Source organism: Mesorhizobium sp. M7A.F.Ca.CA.002.05.1.1, from assembly GCF_003998335.1.
GTDB lineage: Bacteria > Pseudomonadota > Alphaproteobacteria > Rhizobiales > Rhizobiaceae > Mesorhizobium.
On the sequence record NZ_RZQI01001095.1, the window covers coordinates 1 to 1743 of the forward strand.

At 62.9% G+C, this 1743-nt stretch carries 4 protein-coding genes; 3 read left to right on the forward strand and 1 reads right to left on the reverse strand.

Annotated features, from left to right (window positions below; all coding sequences use genetic code 11):
• The coding region (locus EN939_RS32865) for a 2OG-Fe(II) oxygenase (protein ID WP_164751451.1) at positions 1-205 on the forward strand (205 nt) is incomplete at its 5' end.
• 24 nt (positions 206-229) lie between these two features.
• On the opposite strand, the gene EN939_RS32870 is transcribed toward EN939_RS32865, so the two are convergent.
• Complete coding sequence (locus EN939_RS32870) at positions 230-829, reverse strand: dihydrofolate reductase family protein (protein WP_127271659.1); 600 nt, start codon at positions 827-829, stop codon at positions 230-232.
• Between the two features lie 103 nt (positions 830-932).
• Here EN939_RS32870 and EN939_RS32875 point away from each other — a divergent pair, with 103 nt between their 5' ends.
• Both EN939_RS32875 and EN939_RS32880 read left to right on the forward strand, forming a co-directional pair.
• On the forward strand, positions 933-1349 hold the full coding sequence (locus tag EN939_RS32875; RefSeq protein ID WP_127271661.1) for a winged helix-turn-helix transcriptional regulator: 417 nt from the start codon (positions 933-935) through the stop codon (positions 1347-1349).
• A 117-nt stretch (positions 1350-1466) separates the two neighbouring features.
• The coding region (locus tag EN939_RS32880) for a Y-family DNA polymerase (protein WP_442919587.1) at positions 1467-1743 on the forward strand (277 nt) is incomplete at its 3' end.

The window sequence follows — 1743 nt, forward strand, 5'->3', positions numbered from 1 at the left end:
CGCGCTGACCGAGCAGCGCCCGCGCATGCAGAGCCGAGTCGAAGTGGTGCCGCTGCGGCAGGGCGACGCCGTTGTGTTCGCCGTCCACAACCGGCCGGTGCAGGGCACCAAAGGCAACTACCGCGTCAATCTGCGCCACGGCGTCAGCCGGCTGCGCTCAGGCATGCGCCACACGGTAGGGATTATTTTCCACGATGCGAAGTGAGCAGGGAGAAGATGGAGGTTCCCCTCACCCCGCCGGTGCATAACGGCTGACCACCATGCCGCAGGCATAGGCCTTCGAGCCGAGCAGCCGCAGGTTCCTAAAACCGCCCTGATCAAAAACCCGGCGGCCCGCCCCCAGCACCGCCGGGTTGACGAACAGCTGGAACTCGTCGACCAGCCCGGCCGCGATCAGCGCTGACGCGAAACCGGCGCCGCCGAACACGGCAATGTCGCCACCCTCGCCCGTCTTCAGCGCGTTGACCTCGCGCGGCAGGTCGCCGCTGGCCACACTGGTGCGCTCCCAAGCCGGCTCCCAGGCCGATTGCTTGAGCTTGTTGCTGAGCACCACCTTGCGGGCGTCGACGATGCGCTGCGCAAAGGCGTAGAACGGATCGTGCGGAAACTTCTTCGCCGCAGTGCCCCAATGGGTGAGGTAGCCCTCCTGTGCCATTTTGCGGCTGAGCAGGATGGTATCGACGCCTGCGAAGACAGCGTTGAAGTCCTGCTTCAGCGCATCGTCCCAGGCGCTCTCGTCACCCCACTCCCAGAGCTGCCAGGAATGGTCCTCGGTGGCGCCGACAAAGCCGTCGACCGATATCTGCATCTGCAGGACCAGCTTTTTCACCGTCATTCTCCTCACGGCCATCGCAAAATAGTTTACATTTGGAACCGTTGACGCAAGGCCAAAACGATGTCAATAGTAAAGTGATTTAAAAATGGAACCATAGATGTCGACGCGCGAAAAATCCGACTGCCCGATCAACCTGTCGCTCGAACTGATCGGCGACCGTTGGACGCTGCTCATCATCCGCGACATGGCTTTCGCCGGCAAAAGGCACTTTCGCGAATTCCTGCAATCCGACGAAGGCATCTCCTCGCGCACGCTGGCCGAGCGACTGCAGACGCTTCAGGAGGAAGGCATCCTCACCAGAAGCGACGACCCGACGCATGGCTTGAGAACGGTCTACCGGCTGACCGAGGCAGGTATCGACCTCTTGCCGGTGCTGGCGACGCTCGGCGCCTGGGGCAGCAAGCACCGCAAGGCCGACGATAGGCTGGCGCGGATTGCCGAAGAACTGGCGGCGGGTGGCGAGGCGGAACTGGAACGGATGAAGGCGGCGCTGCGGGCGGAGCATATTGTCTAGGTGATTGCGCTCGAACTGGCTTGGCTGTTGCTGCACAAATCGCCCCTCGCTTGACAACGACCCGTGCTTGTTCTTTATTTGTTCCAATTCTATCAGCAACTGTGATGTGCGGTCGGGATGGAAACGACAGCCACCATCCTGCATGCCGATCTCGACGCTTTCTACGCCTCGGTCGAGCAGTTGCTCGATCCGTCGCTGCGCGGCAAGCCGATCGCGGTGGGCGGCGGCGTCGTGCTCGCCGCTTCCTATGAGGCCCGCGCCTTCGGCGTGCGCGGCGGCATGCCGGGGCGCAAGGCGCGTGAGCTGTGCCCGCAGCTGATCTTCGTCGGCGGCAATTTCAGCCACTACCAGCGGCTGGGCGACGCGGCGATCAAGGTGCTCGACGATTTTACCC